This window comes from Marinobacter sp. CH_CUG1437-1 (assembly GCF_037029655.1).
In the GTDB taxonomy this organism is placed as follows: Bacteria; Pseudomonadota; Gammaproteobacteria; order Pseudomonadales; family Oleiphilaceae; genus Marinobacter; species Marinobacter salsuginis.
The window spans coordinates 189,288-207,776 of sequence record NZ_JAYMEW010000001.1 but is presented as its reverse complement, the minus strand read 5'-3'; the positions used below and the strand labels follow the sequence as shown (position 1 = coordinate 207,776).

Below are 18,489 nucleotides of genomic sequence, written 5' to 3'. Positions count from 1 at the left end.
GCTGAACACGCGCAGAGAGAGTCAGTGAAATCTCTTTTAACAAACTGGAACAGATCACCTGAGTTGGTCTGTGGATAATCCGCATCAATAGCAAGTTCCCGGGAGTTTGAAAGCATGAATGTTCTGAGCCGGTTAAAAATCCGAAGCCGCTTACTTATCGCCGTACTGATGCCTGTACTGATAACGGCGGCAACTCTCGCTTGGATCACCGCCAATCAGATTCAGGCGAACGGAGAAGCCGAACTCAAACGCCTGGAGACCAGTCTTCTCGAGGCACGCAAGACCGGGCTGCAGAACCTGATTGATGCTGCTGAGGCAGTGGTGTTGGAGGCCAAGAACGACCCCTCAATGACAGAAGCAGAGGCGAAGGAGGCGGCTGCAGCGCGTCTGCGTTCTATCCGTTTTGACGAAACCAATTATGTATTCGCCTACACCCGGGATGTTTTCAACCTGGCGTATGCTCCAGATCCTTCGAAAGAAGGCCCCACGTCAAACCCGGTTGTCAGGAAACTGGTTGGCAATCTTTTCGACGCGGCCCGCGGTGAGGGCTTCTATGGCTATGACTGGATGAACCCGGCCTCTGGCAATGAAGAACCCAAGATGTCCTACTCCACGATCATCCCGGACTGGGACTGGATGATCGGTGCCGGCGTCTACATTACCGACATTGATCGCCAGGTAGCAGCAGCTCGCGAAGAAATTGAAGCCGGTATGGCCGAAACCCTGGGCTTTATCCTGCTGGTGACAGTGCTGGTGGTCGTGATTGCCCTGGTAATCGGCATCTTCGTGGGTCGTAGCGTGACCCGGCCACTGAAGAGCGTGAGCAACATGATGCAGGAAATTGCCGACGGTGAGGGTGACCTGCGCCAGCGACTGCCAGACGAGGGCAATGACGAACTGGCCGAGCTGGGCCGGCGTTTTAACGCCTTCGTGGTCAAGATCCAGGACACCATGCGTGAGGTGGGCGCGACAACAGACCAGGTGGCTTCTGCAGCGGAAGAACTGAGCCGGGTTGCAAACGAGACCCGGGCTTCGGTTCAGGAGCAGGGGTCCGAGACGGATCAGATTGCCTCAGCCATCAACGAAATGGCCGCCACCATCCAGCAGATTTCCGGTAATGCCAATGAAGTTGAAAGTTCGGCCTCAGACGCCGATCGCATGGCCCGGGAAGGTGGCGAAACCATCAGCAGTGCCCAGGGCGCCGTGAACAAACTGTCCGAAGAAATCGAAGATACCGCCCGGAGCATCAATGCTCTGGCGGAAAAATCCGATGAGATCCAGCAGGTGCTCGACGTCATTCATGCTGTGACCGAGCAGACCAACCTGCTGGCCCTGAACGCTGCCATCGAGGCTGCACGGGCTGGTGAGCATGGACGTGGTTTCTCGGTGGTTGCCGATGAGGTTCGTCAGCTGGCGAAACGCAGCGCCGAGTCTGCTGATCAGATTCGCACCATGATTGACGGCTTTGTTACCGAATCCAAGGCATCGGTAACAAAGCCGTCAATCATGCAACCAGCGCGTTGCGAACCATCGAGACATCGGTCGGCAAGATTCATGATCAGGTGACTCAGATCGCCACAGCCTCAGAGCAGCAGAGCCAGGTCGCCGAAGAGATTAACCAGAACGTGGTCCGTATTGTCGATGCTGCCCAACGCAGTGATACCGGCGTAAACCAGACCAACGAAGCCAGCCACGAACTGGCGCGCCTGGGGGAGAGCCTTCGGGAGCTAGTTGGTCAGTTCAAGGTCTGATCAGCGGCTGTCGGTCGCATTGATGAGCTCGCGCAACCTTCGGGAGCGTTTGGCACGGGCGCGGACCGTGGCGGTCAGGTAGTCGGTGTCGAACGGCTTCAGGACGTAGTCGTCGCCTCCGAGGGCAACACTCAAGGTTTTCTCATCCTGATGAGACTGTGACGTCAGGAAGACGATGGGAGTGGCATCGAATTCACGGTCCTCCCTGAGGATGGCAGCGAGTTCCGTCCCGGAGACGTTGGGCATCACAATATCCAGAATGATGACATCTGGCCTGATCGCCCGCGCAACTGTCAATGCCTGCAGAGGTTCCTCGCAGGCATGTACCTCAAGCCCAACATATTCCAGCTGTATTTTTGCGGCCTGCAGGGCGGTTTGATCGTCATCTACCAGCAGAACGCGGTAGGTTGTCGTGTGCTTGCGCTCGGCGAATTCATGGGCGAGGTCCATAAGGCGGTCTTTGGTGACCGGTTTGACCAGATAGCGCGAGGCACCCGCCCGGAGCGCTGCAAGCCTGGCGGGCATTTCGTCATGGATGGAAAGAAAGATAACCGCCGGCATTCTCCCCAGCCGGTTGCGAAGCTGTCGAATGATGTCCGGCCCCGCGCTCATGTCCTCGCCAAAGGCGACGTCCATAATAATCATGTCTGGCCGGGCAAGCGTTTCAAATATATCCAGATAAACCGACGAAGACAGGAAAACTTCCGCATCAAATCCGGCCTCAATAAGCCAGGTAAGCATTTCCTGAGCCACCAACTCGTCATCGTCCACAATGTGGATTTTCCGAGAGCCGCGTTTACTGGGTCCAGGGCTTTCCTCAACCGGCTTCAGGTCGCAATTTCGCATGGTCTCGACCAGCGTATCCATCGTTTCTCTTTTCGAAAGAGCGTCGAGAGGATGCGTGTGCCAGTTCTCGGCAAGAGACAGCAACTGCCTTGCTGCTGTAGAAACATACTCAAGACCGAGAGAACCGGAAGTGCCAGCGAGCTTGTGGGCCTCCTGGTATAGCAGTCCGAGTGAGGCGTTCAGGTTGTCGAGCCCGAATGCATCACTCGGGTCGGTCGGTATCGCGTCGATGAGCGCTTCGAGACGTTCAAACGTCTCGGGCAACTTTTCCACGTAGGCGGCCCGGAGGGCCTCTAACTGTGCCCGATGTCTGGAAAGCTCGTTGTCTGGCATGGACTGTATCCCGGATCCCTGGAATTACTGCAATCAGTGGTATTCAACATAGTCAATAAACGCCCGGGTGACCAGATTTTGGCCTTTTTTAAACTCTCAGGTTACTATCTCCGAGGCATCAAAAATCACAACATAACAATGAAATAGAGGTTCAACCACAATGACCCACCTGCTGAAAGCAACGGTAGCGTCGGCGCTGCTTCTCGCAAGCAGCATCGGCCTCGCCGAGGAAAACTATACTCTGCGCCTTGCGCAAACCTGGGGGCCCAATTCTCCGGTACTGGGAGAGACGGTTCAGCATATGGCGGACATGGCGGAAACCATGTCGGACGGCCGTTTGCAGATCCGCATAGATCCGTCCAACAAGCACAAGGCGCCGTTCGGGATTTTTGATCTGGTGCGGAACGGCCAGTACGACATGGGGCACACCGCGTCCTACTACTACAAGGGCACCATCCCGAACGCCATGTACTTCACCACCATCCCATTCGGGCTGATTGCGCCTGAAATGTACGCCTGGTTCTATCACGGCGAGGGCATGGAACTGATGCAGAAGGTCTACGAGCCGTACGGCATGCTGTCTTTCCCGGGCGGTAATACCGGTAACCAGATGGGTGGCTGGTTCCGCGAGGAAATCAACTCGCTGGAAGACCTGCAGGGTCTGAAGATGCGCACCCCCGGTTTTGCCGGCGAAGTCATGTCCGAGCTGGGGGTTGCCGTGACCAACCTGCCGCCGGGTGAGCTCTATACCGCACTTGAGCGTGGCACCGTGGATGCCGTTGAATGGGTCGGTCCCGCCCTGGATTTCCAGATGGGCTTCCATCAGATCGCCAAGTACTACTATTCGGGCTGGCAGGAGCCGGGCGCGGAAGTCCAGTTCCTGATCAACAAGAAGACCTGGGAAGAGCTGCCAAAGGATCTTCAGGAAATCCTGCGTGTGGCCATGCGCACCGCCGCCTATGACATGTACATCCAGAGCACCCACCAGAGTGGCGTGGCCTGGGATCGGATGAAGGAAGACTACCCGGATGTGACCCACAAGGTGTTCCCGCCGGAAGTCATTGATGCCCTGCGTAGCACCACCAACCGGCTGCTGGCCGAGGCCGCTGAGAACGATCCGCTCGCGAAGGAAATCATCGAGTCCCAGCGCGACTACCTGAAGCAGGTTCGTCAGTGGACCAACATTTCGGACAAGGCCTACCTGAACAGTGTGGCTGAGGACTGAAGCCTGACAATACCTGAGAGCCAGCCAAAGGCTTGAGGGCTTTGTCAGTCAAAGGGGCGCCGGGGCTGTAATACCCCAGCGCCCCTTTTTGTTTGCGTCGGTTTCTGGAAAAATAGGCCGCTCATTCTTTGGGCAGCGCCGATGAAACAGACACTGCTATCCCTGAGCAATCTTTCCAAGCAATTCGGTGGCAAAACGGTGCTCGACGGTCTGGATCTTGAGATCTACGACGGCGAGTTCATTACCCTGCTGGGCCCTTCCGGGTGCGGAAAAACCACCCTGCTGCGGCTGATGGCCGGTTTCGAACATCCCGATGAGGGCAGCATCACCCTGGCGGGACAAGATCTCACCCACACTGCCCCGGAAAATCGTCCCCTCAATACCGTATTCCAGCATTACGCGCTGTTTCCCCACATGTCGGTGTTCGACAACGTGGCCTATGGCCTGAAGATGGAAAAGCGCCCGAAGGACGAGATTCGCCAGCGAGTCGATGAAGCGCTGGCCATGGTCCAGTTGCAGGATTTTGCCCGCCGTAAGCCGCATCAGTTGTCCGGCGGCCAGCAGCAGCGGGTGGCCATCGCCCGGGCAGTGGTCAAGCGGCCGAGGCTGCTACTGCTCGATGAACCGCTCTCGGCCCTGGATTACAAGCTTCGCCGTACCATGCAGGTGGAACTGAAGCGTCTGCAACGGGAGCTGGGCATCACCTTCGTATTCGTGACCCACGATCAGGAAGAGGCCCTGTCCATGTCGGATCGCGTAGTGGTCCTCAAGGATGGCCTGGTGCAGCAGCTCGGTACTCCACGGGAGGTCTACGAGCGACCGGCCAACCTCTTTACCGCGCGGTTTGTAGGGGAAACCAATTTTTTCCCGGGCACGGTCGAGTCGGTTCACGATGGCTCTATTACCGTGGATGTCTTTGGCCTCAAACGAACCCTGCGCCGACCGGACTTCGCGGTAAGCGAAGGCCAGCCCTTGAGCGTGCTGCTGCGGCCTGAAGACATCCGGGTGCTGGATCCGGCCGATGCGCAGGGTGTCGCGGGCAAGATTGTCGAGCGTAACTACAAAGGCAGCACGCTGGATTCTGTCATTCACCTGGACGACGGCACCGAGGTATTGGCCAGCGAATTCTTTGATGAGGACGATCCCGCCTTCGATTACCGCCTGGGCGAGCCGGTCAAGGTCAGTTGGGTGGATGGCTGGGAATGGCTGCTGCCCGGCGAAACCGCAACGGAAGAGGAACTTGCGGCCGATGCATAGCGTTATGCAGCAGCCGTTCAAAACCGCCGTCCTGATCCTGGTCTGGGGTTGGCTCCTGTTTCTGGTGTTGGCACCGAATCTCCTGGTGGTAGGCGCCAGTGTCATGACCCGGGATCCGGCAACCTTTCTGTCCCTGCCCCTGAATCTGGATGCCTATCGCCAGCTGTTTGACCCGCTGTATCTGGAGGTTTTTCTCCACTCCCTGTACATGGCGGCGATGACCACCCTGGTGTGCCTGCTGATTGGTTACCCGTTTGCGTGGGCCTTGTCCAAAGTGGGCAAGCAGCGACAACTGATCCTGATCTTCCTGCTGATCGTGCCCTTCTGGACCAATTCCCTGGTGCGCACCTACGCCCTGAAGCTGATCCTGGCTACCAACGGTCTGCTGAACAGCGCCCTGATGTCGATCGGGCTGATTGATGAGCCCCTGCAGCTCCTCTATACCGAGGGCGCGGTGATCATCGGGCTGGTGTATCTGCTGCTGCCGTTTATGATCCTGCCGCTGTATTCGGTGTTCGAAGACCTGAAGCAGGAGTTGCTGCTGGCCTCCCACGATCTGGGCGCGGGTCGGCTGTCCACCTTTATCCATGTGATTGTGCCGCTCACCCTGCCGGGGGTCCTGGCCGGCGTGATGCTGGTCCTGTTGCCCGCCATGGGGCTTTTCTTCGTGCCGGACATTCTTGGCGGTTCCCGCAATCTGCTGGTGGGTAACGTGATCAAGAACCAGTTCCTCGATGCCCGCAACTGGCCCTTCGGGGCGGCGGCCAGCATTGTACTGACCCTGACCATGGCGTTCCTCATGTTCGCCCATCGCCTGAGTAAACGGCGAATTGGCGAGGAGGGTGCCTGATGACACGATGGTTGCCCCGCACCTATCTGACCCTCGTCTACATTTTGCTCTACGTGCCCATCGTGGTGCTGGTGGTGTTCTCCTTCAACGAATCCCGCACCGGCTATGCCTGGGGCGGGCTCAGCCTGCGCTGGTACGAGGCGCTGTTCGATAACCGGGCCATGGTCAATGCCATGTGGAATTCCCTTTGGCTGGCGCTGTCTGCCGCCACCGTGTCCACGGTGATTGGCGCCCTGACCGCCCTGGCCCTGCATCGTTACCGGTTCCGGGGCAAGAAGCTGCTCAATGGCATGCTGTTTGTGGTGATGATGTCGCCGGAGATTGTCCTGGCCATTTCGTTGCTGGCCCTGTTTCTGTTGGTGGGGCTGCAGCTCGGCTATGTATCGCTGCTACTGGCTCATGTCACCTTCTGTCTTCCGTTTGTGGTGATCACGGTGATGGCGCGGCTGAGCGGATTCGATGAGAGTCTTCCAGAGGCCGCCCGGGATCTTGGTGCTTCTGATTTCACCATGACCCGTACCGTGCTGATCCCGGTGATCATGCCGGCATTACTGGCAGGCTGGCTGCTAGGGTTTACACTGTCCCTCGATGATGTGGTAGTGAGTACTTTTGTGAGTGGCCCGAGCTACGAGATTCTGCCCCTGCGCATTTACTCCATGGTGCGTGTGGGCCTGAAACCCGAGGTGAATGCCCTGGGCACACTGTTGCTGGTGTTTTCACTGGTTATGCTGATGTTGTCTCAATGGATTCTGATAAGGAGCAAACGATGAAGAAACTGGCACTGGCCGGCTTGCTGGCAGTGGGATTGACGGGGTGCAGTTCTGAGGAGCCCCAGGTTCTCAACCTCTATAACTGGTCCGAGTATATGCCCCAGGAAGTGCTCGACCGCTTCACTGAAGAAACCGGTATCCAGGTGGTCTACACCACCTACGACAGCAACGAGGCCATGTATGCCCGCTTGAAATTGCTGGATGACAGTGCAGCCTACGACCTGGCGGTACCTTCTACCTACTACGTCAGCAAGATGCGTCAGGAAGACCTGCTGCTGCCGATCGATCGCAGCAAGATCGAGGGCTTCGATAATCTGGACCCGGAACTGGTGAACCTGGATATTGATCCGGAGAACAAATTCTCCGTCCCGTACCTCTGGGGTACCACGGGGCTGGCCGTGGACACCGCAGACATCGAAGGTGAGCCTGTCACTGCCTGGGAAGACCTGTGGGAAGACCGTTTCGATGGCCGGGTGATGCTTACCAACGACATGCGGGAGGTTTTCCACGTTGGCCTGCGGGTATTGGGCTACTCCGGCAACAGCACCAATCCGAATGAAATCGAGGCGGCCTATGAAAAGCTGTCCGAACTGATGCCCTCGGTTCGTACTTTCAATTCCGATGCGCCCCGCATGCCTTACCTGGAGGGTGAGACCGACGTGGGTATGATCTGGAACGGCGAAGCCGTGATGGGCAAGGACACCATGGAGTCGCTGGAGTACGTCTATCCGGAAGAAGGCATTATCGCCTGGCTGGACAGTTTCGTGATTCCGAAGAACGCGAAGAATCCGGAAGCGGCCCACCAGTTCATCAGTTTCGTGTTGCAGCCGGAAATCTCCGCTTTGATCAGTGAGGAGATCGGTTATGCCACTCCGAACCTGGCAGCGCGGGACTTGCTGCCGGACGAAGTGGCGAATAACCGGGCAAGCTATCCGAACGCCACCGATATGATCAATGCGGAGTTCCAGACCGACATCGGCGACGACGCCCTGCAGGTCTACGCCAAGTACTGGGAAATGTTGAAGTCTGGCCGCTAAGCGCGCGGATTGTTAATGGTCCTGAAAAAGCGGAGGCTGCGGCCTCCGTTTTTTTGTATCGGGTTTCACAAAACTGCAATACATGGTCTATAACTTCCTGATAACAAATGGTTAGCAAACTTCTGAACTTGCCATCAGTAAGGACACGTTATGATCATGCCCTCTCGCTCGACACGGAACCGTGCTTTTTTGCTGTCTGCAGCCCTTGCCACCACAGGTTTTTCTGGCAGTACCCTGGCAGAAGAGCTGCGCCTGATTACCTGGGGTGGCTACGCCCCGGATGATGTGGTCGCCCAGTTTGAGGAGGAGACCGGCATCGATGTGAAGGTGACCCTCTCCAACAATGAAGACATGATTTCCAAGCTCCGTGCCACGGGCGGTGCCGGGTTTGACCTGGCCCAGCCGAGCCAGGACCGGATTGTTGGTGTGCAGCGCCAGTTCAATATCTACAAGCCGATCGATTTCAGCCGGGTGAACACGGATCAGTTGCAGCCGTCCATGGTCAAGGCGACCCAGGATTCCACCGAACTGGATGGCCAGTTTTATGGGGTGCCCTCGGTGTGGGGAACCAGTGGTCTGATCGTGCACAGCTCGGTAGCGGATACCGTGTCTGACTATACCGACCTGTGTGATCCTGCTGTCGAAGGACAGGTCAGCTACCGCCTCAAGCGACCCACACTGATCGGTTTTGCCTTTGCGATGGGTTTGGATCCGTTCGCAGCCTACGATGACCGGGACCAGTACGAGTCGATCATGGCAAAGGTTGAGGACAAACTGATCGACTGCAAAAGCAATGTGAAAACCTACTGGACCGGTGGCGACCAGTTGCTGGCCCTGCTGCGTACCGGTGAAGTGAAAGCGGCCATGGCCTGGGATGCCGGCGGCTGGAAGCTCAATGCCGAGAACCCGGACATCCGGTTTGTGGCCCCCGAATCCGGTGCCCTCGGCTGGATCGACACTTTCGCGATTCCCCGCCGTAGCGAGAACGAAGAAGCTGCCTACAAGTGGATCAATTTTGTGATGCAGCCTGAGATTGCGGCCCGTATTACCAATGCGTCAGGCAACTTTACCGCCTCAAAAGGTGCGGATGAGTTTGTCAAAGCTGATCTGCGGGACGCTTATCGCGAAAGCTTTGATGAAGCCGCCATCAACAATATCAAGTGGTATCCGCCGGTTCCCCCGGGACTGGAAACCATGGAGGGCCAGGTGCTGGATCGCGTCCAGGCCGCGAACTGATCCCTATGGGAATGGATTCGGACCTGTTCTGTGAGGGACTGGTCCGCCGCTTTGGCAGCAATGCGGCGGTGGATCACGTTTCCCTGGACGTGCCGGCGGGCACGTTTTTCTCCATTCTGGGCCCCTCCGGTTGCGGCAAGACCACGTTGTTGCGACTACTGGCCGGGTTCGACAAGCCCGATGAAGGAGATATCCACATTCGTGGCCAGCGCATGAACGATGTGCCACCAAACCGGCGGCCCGTGAACATGGTGTTCCAGCATCTGGCCCTGTTTCCCACCATGACGGTCGGCGACAACATCGGTTACGGGCTCAAGCGACGGAAAATGCCGCTGGCAGAACGTCGAAAGCGCATTGCCCGGGTTTTGGAGCAGGTCGGCCTGCCTGATCTTGAGCACCGCAACCCCCAGGAGCTTTCCGGTGGTCAGCGACAGCGGGTGGCCCTGGCGCGTTGCCTGGTACTGGAGCCCACGCTTCTGCTGCTGGATGAGCCCCTTGGTGCCCTCGACCTGAAACTCCGTGAGCAGATGAAGGTGGAGCTTAAGCACCTGCAGAAGCAGTTCGGCACCACCTTCGTGTACATCACCCACGACCAGTCGGAAGCCATGGTGATGTCGGATCAGGTGGCCGTCATGCGGGACGGGCGGTTTGATCAGGTGGCGCCACCGGAGGAACTTTACCGGGAACCGGCCACACCCTTCGTAGCCGGGTTCGTCGGCGATAACAATCGCCTGTCCGGTGAGCTGGTAGCGGTGCGGGATAATCTGGCAGACATCCGTCTGGATGACGGTGTTCTGGTTCAGGGACGGGTGGCATCGGACAACCTCAGAACCGGCCATCGGGCCGAACTGTATATCCGGCCCGAATCGCTGGTGCTGTCAGGTGATGCCCTCAGTGCCGGTTTCTCCTCGATGCAGGCGAAAGTGCGAACCACCCTGTTCGATGGTGCCAACAGTCGGATTGAGGCAGAGAGCTGTGGCCAGCCGGTGTATGCCCGCCTGCCCCAAGATGGTTCGGCACCCCGGCTGTCTGCCGACAGTTCAATCCGGCTGGCCTGGAATCCGGCTTTGGCCAGGGTCTTTGGAGCCGACAGTCCGTGAAGTCATCGGTCAGTCGCTTATCCCTCTGGTTGCTGCTTACCCCATTCCTGCTCTGGATCGTGTTGCTGGTGTTGTTGCCCCACCTCCAGATGTTACGGGTGTCGTTCCAGGTGCGGGAAAGCTGGGACACCATTGCCTGGGGCATTGAGCAGTATCAGAACTTCTTTACCGAGTCCTATTACTGGCGAACGTTCGTGCGTACCGGGGTGATGTCGTTGTTCACGACCTTTTTGACGCTGATCATCGCCTTCCCCATTGCCTGGTACATAGCCCGTCTTGCGAGGGGGCGCTCCAAGGGCATTCTGTTTCTGGCCTGCCTGATTCCGTTCTGGGCGAGTGAGTTGGTACGTACTTACGGTTGGATGATCCTGCTGCGTGAAAGTGGCCTGTTCAGTTCCTGGCTACAGGCCCTGGGCTGGGTGGATGGTCCGGTGGAAATGCTCTATAACGACGTGGCGGTCATTATCGGTCTGGTCTACAACGGGCTTCTGTTCATGGTGGTGCCACTGGTAACCACCCTCGATGGCATGGATGAGAACCTGGTGGAAGCCGGCTACGACCTGGGTGGCGGCCACGGTACCGTATTGCGCGAAATCGTTGTGCCCTGGGCCATGCCCGGCATTGTTTCCGGCTGCATCGTCGTGTTCATGCTCACCCTTGGCAGCTATCTGACTCCGGTGCTCATGGGCGGGAAGGATAGCGCCTGGTTTACCGAGCAGATCTTCACCCAGTTCATTACCCGCTTTAACTGGGAGCAGGGCGCCGCACTGGGTGTTCTGCTGCTGGTGCTGTCTTCGGTCATCGTCTGGCTCGGGCTGAAAATCTCCGGTCAGTCGTTGCGCAAGGTGATGGGATGAGGGTGAAGCCATGATCCGTTCCGTCCCCCGGTCCCGTCTGTTCGATTGGCTCTACTTGGCGTACCTGGTGGCGTTTTTCGTTTACCTCGCACTGCCGCTGCTGGTTACAGCCGTGTTTGCCTTCAATGACGCGCCGTTTCCGTCGCTCCCATGGAAAGGCTTCACTCTGGACTGGTATTTCGCCGATGGCAGCGACGGCCGCACCGGACTATTCCACGACGATGGGCTTCTTACAGCGCTCTGGGTCAGTGCCAATATTGCTTTCTGGGTAACGCTGGTGAGCGTTGCCCTAGGGTGTGTTAACGCCGTGTTGTTTGAACGGGTTCAGTTCCGGGGCAAGGAGTTCCTGTACCTGCTCATGCTGCTGCCTTTAGTGATTCCCGGTGTCATTCTGGGGGTGTCCATACTGGTGTTTTACAGCGGCATGGCCAATGATATGTCGGCCGCCTGGGGCATCGAACTGGACCTGTTCCGGCCCGGTATGACGCTGGTGGTAATGGGGCAGGTGACCTTCATCGCGACTCTGAGTACGTTGGTGATCGCTGCCCGTCTTCGCAAGTTTGATCCCCAGCTGGAAGAGGCTGCCCTTAACCTGGGCGCCACGCCCCTGGTGGCCTGGTTTACCGTTACCCTGCCATGGCTGTTGCCATCCATTTTCGGAGCGGCCGCCATGGCCTTCCTGATGTCATTTGAAAACTTCAATACCACCGTTATGCTGACAGGTAGTGATACACCATTGACGGTGGCCCTCTTCAATCGCCTTCGGGAAGGGTCGACGCCCGTGCTCAATGCGGTGGCACTGTTGCTGATGGTGGGCTCTGCGCTCCTGGCGTTGCTGGTGATGGGTCGCTCCTCACGTTAACGGTGTTCGCCGCCATCATGGGATAACGCGACCCGATTGAGCCGGCAGTCACCGGGAGGTCTCATGAAATTTATTTTCGAAGTGCATATCCGGGAAGGCCATACTGCCGAGGAATACGCGGATGCCTGGGTAAGAGCGAGCGAAATTATCCAGCAGGCGCCGGGGGCCCGCGGCACCGAGCTGCACCGCAAGATTGGCGACCCCAATACGCTGATTGCTATCGCCTCCTGGGAGAGCAAGGAACAGCGGGATGCCATGGAAGGGCAGCATAACCCCGAGGTGGCCGCGATCATCCGCAGCGCTGCGCCTTTCGTGAATATCAAACCCATCGGTGAGTTTGAGGACCCGGAATGGGTGGTGGAGCCGCCTCGATCATCGCATGGTCACGAATCGCCTTGAGCGCACCGGTCGTATGCCCCGAAAGAGTGCTCCGGATTTTCGGGGACTGGACTATAATCAGATCTGATCGCCCCACAACTCAGGTTTGCCTTCCTGATGCCACAGATTAGCCTGCTTCGTCTGGTTACCGCGTTTCTGGCCTTGATACTGCCTGCACTTACCTATGGAGCGTCTCAGCCGGTAGCCGAAGGTTGGGAGTATCGCTGGGGTGATTCTCCCTTTACCGAGGACGGTGTTCCGGAGTGGGTGGTGCAGGATGCACCCGAAAAATGGCAAAGCATTGGTTTTCCCTCCAATCCACCCGGCCGTGAAGGGCGTGAGAATGTCTGGTTCCGGGTCACCCTGCCAACCGGCGAGTGGCAGGAGCCCGTCCTTTACATCTTCAGTGTCGATCTGATCGTTCAGGTCTGGGTTGAGGATGAAAAAATCTACCAGTATGGCGAGTTTGATGACCAGGGCCGGGGCCGGTTTGAGGGCTGGCCGTGGCATGAAATCGTGCTGCCGGAGAACTATGAAGGCAAGCCGGTGTATTTCCGGATTTTCTCCAATTACACAGATATCGGGCTGTGGGGCGAAGTCTCCATCATGGATCATCCGGATCTGGTTCTCTACATTCTCAAGAATTCCCTCGAAGCACTGGTAATTGCGGGTTTCGCCACCTTGATTGCGTTGTTGGCAATCATTTTTGCGCTGTTGCAGGCAGAAAAGAAAACGTTTGCCAGTATTTCATTGTTCACCCTCGCTTCGGCCCTGATGCTGGTCTCAGAGAGCCAGGCCAGTCTTCTGATCGCCTACCAGCCGTTGATGTGGGACTACCTGGCTGCCGGCTCCTATTACATGCTGCCGGTGGCCCTGGCACTGCTGCTGGAGCAATGGCTGACCAATCATCGCCCCTGGGTGATAAATCTGATCTGGAAAGTTCATCTTGTTTACCTGGTGGGTGCATTGCTGGGCGCGCTGGCGGGCGTGTTTGATCTCTCGTCTACGTTCCCGCCATTTGATGCCATGTTTCTCGTTTCTCTGGTTATTATTTTTGCCGTCGTGCTGCGTCGTATCGGTAAAATGTTGCGCGAGCAACAGGTACTGCTTTTGGCCTTCGGCTTTTTCTGCGCGTTGCTGATTGTGGATATGGCAGTGGCCCATGGTGTGCTTCCCTGGGGCCGGGTCCCGGTCAGTTGGGGAATGCTCCTCTTCTCTCTGGCGGTGGTGATTATTTCACTGTGGCATTACGCAGGCACCCAGGAGGCGTTGAAGCGGCTGAACGTGTCACTGGAAGAAAAGGTTGCCGAACGTACCGCCAAGGCGGAGGCTCTGGCCCGGCGCGAGCAGGCGCGGGTCCGGATGCTGACCTTTGAAAATGAGAAAAACCGGATTCTGGGCGACGTGATTACCGAGCTGCAGGACTGTCTGGGCCTGAAGCAGGCGTTCGGGTTGCTTGTCCGGGCGCTCCCGGATATTTGCAGCCCGCTTAAAGGCGCCTTTTATCAGCGGGGCTCGGGAGAGCGGTATGATCGGGTTGCCGTCTGGGGATTCAGTCGCCCGGTTCCGCTTCCGGTGATTCTGGATGCCCGCAAAGGCCTCCCGGAGCCCTCCAGGCTGCCGCAACTGAAACAGTGGCAGGGCGCCGATGGGGAGGGGAGAGAGGCCGAGAGCGGTAACTTGTGTTTCTGGGTAAATGTGGAGTCGGCCAGTGCCGGCAATGTGACTGAAGGTGTGCTTCTGCTCGAGGGCGATGGCGTTTTCGGAAAGGCAGAGAGCGAGTATGGTTCGGCACGTCTGCTTACGGCGCTGGATCAGGCCATCCAGAGAATCGGTATCACCCTCTCAAGCATTGCCCTGCGGGAAGAGTTGCAGAAGTTTTCCTACGAGGATGCACTCACCGGTCTGAAAAACCGCCGCTACTTTGATCAGCTTTTCGAACATGAAAGCGCCGTCGCGCAGCGTAACGATTTGTCGCTATCCCTGTTGATTGTCGACATCGATCACTTCAAACGGTTCAACGATACCCACGGCCACGAAGCGGGAGACCATGCCCTGAAGATCGTCGCCGGCATTCTTCAAAAGCAGTTCCGGGAGAGTGACATAGTTTGCCGGTACGGTGGTGAAGAGTTTGTGGTGGTCATGCCGGGAGCAACCTCCGAAGCAGCCCGGGACAAAGCGAACCAGCTGTGCGAAGCTGTTCGCAAGGTACCTATTATTCATCGGGAGCAGGATCTTGGGGCACTGACGGTCTCGGTGGGTGTTGCCAGCTGGCCTGACGATGCTGAAAAGCCACTACAGATTCTGACCCTGGCCGACAAGGCGCTGTATCGCGCCAAGGAAGCCGGCCGCAACCGGGTCGAAATCTCGGTTTAGACGGTTACACCACCAAAACCGGGCATTTGGCGTGGGATGCAACCCGGTGGGAAACGCTGCCAAGGAACATGCCATCCTTGTCGCTGTGCGTTCCTTTGGTGCCCACGACAATCAGGTCTGCGCCCTTGTCTTTGGCAAAATCGATGATAACTCTCGACGGCCTGCCCGCCTTCACGAAGCCCCGAACGTGGGTGGCGCCACGTTCCTTGGCAAGTTCCTTGGCGTGATTGACGACTTCCTTGGCGTATTCCGACAGCACCTTGTCCGGGATATCCATGTCGTCCGGGCGTCCTATCGACAGCGACGCCTCAAACAGGCTGTGGTGTTTGTAGACGCAGAGGAGAAAAATCTCTGCGTCGGTCAGTTTTTGCAGCTCGATGGCCTTGTTCAGAGCATCGAAGGAGGTCATCGAGCCATCGACTGCCACCAGAATCCGTTTGAACATCTTGCTCTCCTTTGTATTCACCCTTCAGGGTGATCAGATCACCTGAAGGCCAGGTCGCGCAGGAACAACGCAATTTGCGGGAACGCAATCAATAACCCGGCAGCGGCTATCAGCATGATTACGAACGGCGGCGTGCCGCGAATAACCTCCAGATAGGGGCGCTTGAATATCGCAATGGCGGTAAAGATGTCACAGCCGAACGGCGGCGTTGCCGAGCCGATGGCTACCTGCAGGGTAATGAGCACGCCGACCAGTACCGGGTCGATCCCAGAGGCCTCGATGGCTGGCGCAAAGATTGGCGTGAGTACCAGGATAACCACAATCGGGTCAACGAACATGCACGCAATAAAGAAGGCGATACAGATGGTAATCATCACGCCAATCGGGCCCATATCACTGATTCCGACTGCGTCCAGAATAGCCTGGGGGATTTGGGCAAAGGAAATAATCCAGGAGAAGCCGGTGCCCACGGCTACCAGAATAAATACGACAGCGGTGATTAAGCCTGTGGACTTCGCGATCCGATAGATGTCAGCAAGCTTGAGTGATCGGAACACCACGAACTCAAGCAGGAAGGCGTAGAGTACGCATACTGCTGCAGCCTCTGTCGGACTGAAGATCCCCCCGTAAATGCCGCCCACGATAATGACCGGGAAAAACAGCGGCCACAAAGCCTCGCGCATGGCTACGGCTCTCTGGCTCCAGGTGGACTTCTCCTCGGTGGGAAGGTTGTTGACGCGAGCATAGATCAGGCAGTAGATCGAAAACATTATCAGAATCATCAAGCCTGGCCCGATACCGGCAATGAACAGCTCGGCAATGGAGGTCTCCGAAATAACGCCGTAGATAATGAAGCCGATGCTCGGGGGTATCAGAAACGCAATGTCACTGGAGTTGATAATCAGCGCGAGCGAGAACGGATCCGAATAGCCGGCCTTGAGCAGTTTGGGCCGCAATGGCGAGCCAACCGCCACAACCGTTGCCTGGGTAGAACCTGATACGGCACCGAAAAGGGTGCAGGAGGTGGCGGTACTGATCGCCAGGCCGCCTTTCACGTGGCCGATGAACGCCATGACCATATTGATCAAGCGGTCAGCGGATTGACCGCGGGTCATGATGTCTGCGGCGAGAATAAACATCGGGACGGCAATGAGAGAGGCTGGCCGGATGCCACCCATCATCTGCTGGACGAAGGTGCCCATCTGGCCGAAGCCATCAAACATCATTACAAAGCCGACCACAGCGCCGGTGATCAGGGGAATCATCATCGGGAAGCCCAGCAGCAATAGCCCGATCATGATCAACATCATTATAGTTGCCATGATTTCTTATCCTTCCTTAATATCAGCTGCAGGGTTCATACTTCCGATTCGGTATCCGCGTAACCATCCACAACGCCGGTCGACAGGTACACGTCCTTGCTGGTGAAGTTCTTGATGGCCGTGAGGAGGTACTGAATTCCCGTAATGGCAAAACCGATGGGCACCCAGATATAGATCCACCAGATTTCAAAACCCAGCGCAGGCAGAATACGGCCTCGGCTGTACAGGGTCTGGATATATTCGAATGAGTGATAGCAAAGGAAGAACATAACCACCGAGGTGAACAAAGCGATGATGATCATCAGCACTTTTCGCCCCTTGACCGGAATGGCGTCGTAAATTGCAGACATCCGGATATGCCTGCCATGGCGGGCCGCATAGCCGATGCCGGCAAAGGTGATCAGGATAATGAGAATCCGGTTGATTTCACCGGAGAAGAAAAGGCCTTCGCCGAACACATACCGCGCAATAACATTCACACAGGTATTGATGGCCATCAGGATGACGCCAACGGCCAGCATGAACGCCTCGACCTTGGCAATTATTTCATCGATGGTTCCAAGAAATCCGGGCAGGCCGGACTCGTAGATGCCGGTATCGTCTTCAAGATCCGGGGAATTCTCGGACATGGGGTCTGCTCCAGAGAATGTCGCTCCCGGCCGGTAGGAAGTCCCCGGCGGGGCGGGGTTAGCACAGCTTCCCGCCGGCAGAAGCCGGCGGGAGTGGTTCCATCAGGTTCAGTTGTTCTGAACTTCTTTCAGGTCTTCCTTGAACTGGTTCAGCAGTTCTTTGCCGCTCTCGCCAGTCATCTCAATGAACTTCTCTTCAACCTGGGGCGCTCGGGCCTTGAAGGCTTCGATCTGTTCGTCGGTCAGACGGGTAACGGTGACCTCATCGCTTGCTTTCTGGATCTTGGCCAGGGCTTCGTCGGCAAGACCGTCGATGTGCACGATGATTTCTTCAAAGGCATAGTCAGCGGCGTCTTGCACCAGCTTCTTGTCTGCATCAGACAGGCCGTTGTAGAAATCCTGGTTGGCCATCATGGCAGTGGTGAACCAACCGTGCTTGGTGAACACCAGGTTCGGAGACACTTCGTACAGACCGCCGGACTCGATCCAGAAAATGGGGTTTTCCTGACCCTGGATCATGTTGGTCTGCAGTGCGCCGTACACTTCGCCCCACGGCAGCGGTGTGGGCGTCGCGCCGAAGGCAGAATAGGTCTCTGACAGAAGCGGGTTGGTCATAACCCGGATCTTCTTGTTATTGAAATCTTCCGGCTTGGTGACCTTCTCGTCCACGGTCACAACCATTTCACCTTCAGGATACATCTTCAGAAGTTCGAGGCCCTTTTCTGCGTAGAGCTCCGGGAAGTCTTCGTTTATGGCTTCACTCGTGCGGAAGAACTCGATAACCGTATCCATGTCGGTCGGCATCAGGTAGGGAATGAAGAAGATCTGGGCTTCAGGAATCAGGGAACCGGTAAAGCCGGGCGACTGGTTGACGAAGTTCAGGATGCCCGCCTGGGTCTGCTCCATGATGTCGTCGGACTCACCCAGCTCGCCAAAACGGTAAACCTGCAGGGTGTGGTCGGAATTTTCCTCGATGTATTCCTTGAACTTGTAGGCGAACACATCCTGTACGTCGCCCTCGTATTCCTCGTGCGCGTACCGCCAGTTTGCGGCGTTTACAGAATTCGCCATGGTCATCGCAGCGAACGCGAACGCTGAAATTCCGGCCAGTTTTTTGAACTTGCTCATGCTGCTCATCGGGTTTTCTCCGTTCGTTTTTTTGCTGAAATTTATTGTTACATTAATAAAGACTGGCAAAACAAAGTGGTTTTCGCA

16 protein-coding genes and 1 pseudogene are annotated in these 18,489 nt (G+C 57.0%); 12 read left to right on the top strand and 5 right to left on the bottom strand.

Translation table 11 applies throughout. From position 1 onward, the window contains the following. Nucleotides 1-114: 114 nt before the first annotated feature. Nucleotides 115-1,751, top strand: a pseudogene (locus tag WA411_RS01000) (methyl-accepting chemotaxis protein). Here WA411_RS01000 and WA411_RS00995 read toward each other — a convergent pair. Then, nucleotides 1,752-2,930, bottom strand: a complete 1,179-nt coding sequence (locus WA411_RS00995) for a response regulator (RefSeq protein WP_069182697.1) — start codon at nt 2,928-2,930, stop codon at nt 1,752-1,754. A 160-nt stretch (nt 2,931-3,090) separates the two neighbouring features. On the opposite strand from WA411_RS00995, the gene WA411_RS00990 reads away from it, so the two are divergent. The 11 genes from WA411_RS00990 to WA411_RS00940 all read left to right on the top strand — a co-directional run bounded on the left by WA411_RS00990 (nt 3,091) and on the right by WA411_RS00940 (nt 14,878). Next, entirely contained in the window at nt 3,091-4,155 is a 1,065-nt protein-coding gene (locus tag WA411_RS00990) for a TRAP transporter substrate-binding protein (RefSeq protein ID WP_069182698.1), read from the top strand. Nucleotides 4,156-4,296: 141 nt separating this feature from the next. Continuing rightward, nucleotides 4,297-5,412, top strand: a complete 1,116-nt coding sequence (gene potA / locus WA411_RS00985) for a spermidine/putrescine ABC transporter ATP-binding protein PotA (RefSeq protein WP_291905521.1) — start codon at nt 4,297-4,299, stop codon at nt 5,410-5,412. Further along, entirely contained in the window at nt 5,405-6,262 is an 858-nt protein-coding gene (potB, locus tag WA411_RS00980; RefSeq protein ID WP_136630711.1) for a spermidine/putrescine ABC transporter permease PotB, read from the top strand. Before potA ends, potB begins: the two co-directional genes overlap by 8 nt. Next, on the top strand, nt 6,262-7,032 hold the full coding sequence (gene potC, locus WA411_RS00975) for a spermidine/putrescine ABC transporter permease PotC (RefSeq protein WP_222465960.1): 771 nt from the start codon (nt 6,262-6,264) through the stop codon (nt 7,030-7,032). Before potB ends, potC begins: the two co-directional genes overlap by 1 nt. Further along, nucleotides 7,029-8,069, top strand: coding sequence for an extracellular solute-binding protein (locus WA411_RS00970; RefSeq protein WP_291905523.1), 1,041 nt, complete (start codon nt 7,029-7,031; stop codon nt 8,067-8,069). Before potC ends, WA411_RS00970 begins: the two co-directional genes overlap by 4 nt. Before the next feature lie 156 nt (nt 8,070-8,225). Continuing rightward, nucleotides 8,226-9,305, top strand: a complete 1,080-nt coding sequence (locus WA411_RS00965; protein WP_370686230.1) for an extracellular solute-binding protein — start codon at nt 8,226-8,228, stop codon at nt 9,303-9,305. A 5-nt stretch (nt 9,306-9,310) separates the two neighbouring features. Then, complete coding sequence (locus WA411_RS00960) at nt 9,311-10,405, top strand: ABC transporter ATP-binding protein (protein WP_291905526.1); 1,095 nt, start codon at nt 9,311-9,313, stop codon at nt 10,403-10,405. Next, entirely contained in the window at nt 10,402-11,262 is an 861-nt protein-coding gene (locus tag WA411_RS00955; RefSeq protein ID WP_174805025.1) for an ABC transporter permease, read from the top strand. The genes WA411_RS00960 and WA411_RS00955 overlap by 4 nt, the downstream gene beginning before the upstream one ends. A gap of 10 nt (nt 11,263-11,272) precedes the next feature. Next, on the top strand, nt 11,273-12,124 hold the full coding sequence (locus WA411_RS00950) for an ABC transporter permease (protein ID WP_291905529.1): 852 nt from the start codon (nt 11,273-11,275) through the stop codon (nt 12,122-12,124). Between the two features lie 63 nt (nt 12,125-12,187). Then, nucleotides 12,188-12,523, top strand: a complete 336-nt coding sequence (locus WA411_RS00945) for an antibiotic biosynthesis monooxygenase family protein (protein ID WP_291905531.1) — start codon at nt 12,188-12,190, stop codon at nt 12,521-12,523. Between the two features lie 96 nt (nt 12,524-12,619). Beyond that, on the top strand, nt 12,620-14,878 hold the full coding sequence (locus WA411_RS00940) for a sensor domain-containing diguanylate cyclase (RefSeq protein WP_291905533.1): 2,259 nt from the start codon (nt 12,620-12,622) through the stop codon (nt 14,876-14,878). Between the two features lie 4 nt (nt 14,879-14,882). Here the strand turns inward: WA411_RS00940 and WA411_RS00935 are convergent, their stop codons facing one another. The 4 genes from WA411_RS00935 to WA411_RS00920 all read right to left on the bottom strand — a co-directional run bounded on the left by WA411_RS00935 (nt 14,883) and on the right by WA411_RS00920 (nt 18,411). Next, nucleotides 14,883-15,323: a universal stress protein gene (locus WA411_RS00935; protein WP_291905534.1), complete on the bottom strand. Its 441-nt coding sequence runs from the start codon at nt 15,321-15,323 to the stop codon at nt 14,883-14,885. 38 nt (nt 15,324-15,361) lie between these two features. Then, nucleotides 15,362-16,645, bottom strand: coding sequence for a TRAP transporter large permease (locus tag WA411_RS00930; protein ID WP_069182709.1), 1,284 nt, complete (start codon nt 16,643-16,645; stop codon nt 15,362-15,364). A 35-nt stretch (nt 16,646-16,680) separates the two neighbouring features. Then, nucleotides 16,681-17,274, bottom strand: a complete 594-nt coding sequence (locus tag WA411_RS00925; RefSeq protein WP_069182710.1) for a TRAP transporter small permease — start codon at nt 17,272-17,274, stop codon at nt 16,681-16,683. A gap of 108 nt (nt 17,275-17,382) precedes the next feature. Next, on the bottom strand, nt 17,383-18,411 hold the full coding sequence (locus WA411_RS00920; RefSeq protein ID WP_291905536.1) for a TRAP transporter substrate-binding protein: 1,029 nt from the start codon (nt 18,409-18,411) through the stop codon (nt 17,383-17,385). Nucleotides 18,412-18,489: the final 78 nt, after the last annotated feature.